Origin of the sequence: Nonomuraea sp. H19 (assembly GCF_052068215.1) — a bacterium.
Classification (GTDB): Bacteria; Actinomycetota; Actinomycetes; order Streptosporangiales; family Streptosporangiaceae; genus Nonomuraea.
In genome coordinates, this window is sequence record NZ_JBQHCV010000144.1 from 1 (window position 1) to 658 (window position 658).

At 72.6% G+C, this 658-nt stretch carries 1 pseudogene; it reads left to right on the forward strand.

Annotation, left to right across the window (positions count from 1 at the left end):
* Positions 1 to 658 (forward strand): annotated as a pseudogene (locus ACTMTI_RS56970) (hypothetical protein); the annotation flags it as partial.

The following is a 658-nucleotide window of genomic DNA, read 5'->3' on the forward strand; positions in this document are numbered from 1 at the left end:
CCCCCTCCACGACCTCGCCCTATCCACCGCCACCACCCGCGCCCACCTCGAACAACGCGCCGTCATCCTCGCCCGCACCCCCCACGACCTCCACCAAGGCCTCCACCACCTCACCACCACCAACACCGACAACGCCACAAGCAGCCTCACCGGCACCGGCACCGGCACCGGCACCGGCACCGGCACCGGCACCGGCACCGGCACCCTGCACGGCAACGGCAGCGGCACCCTCAGCGACAGCGACAGCGGCAGCGGCAACGGCTCCGTCAGCGGCACCGTCAACAGCAGCGGCAGCGGCAACGGCTCCGTCAGCGGCACCGTCAACAGCAGCGGCAGCGGCAACGGCTCCGTCAGCGGCACCGTCAACAGCAGCGGCAGCGGCAACGGCTCCGTCAGCGGCACCGTCAACAGCAGCGGCAGCGGCAACGGCTCCGTCAGCGGCACCGTCAACAGCAGCGGCAGCGGCAACGGCACCGTCAGCGGCACCGTCAACAGCAGCGGCAGCGGCAACGGCACCGTCAACAGCACCGTCGCCAGCAGCGGCGGCGGCAACGGCAACGCTCGGGGCAGCGGCAGCGGCGGCGGTAGCGGTAGCGGCGGTGTTCCGGCCGGTGTGCAGGTCATCACCGGCCGCGCCCGGCCAGGCAAAATCGCGTTC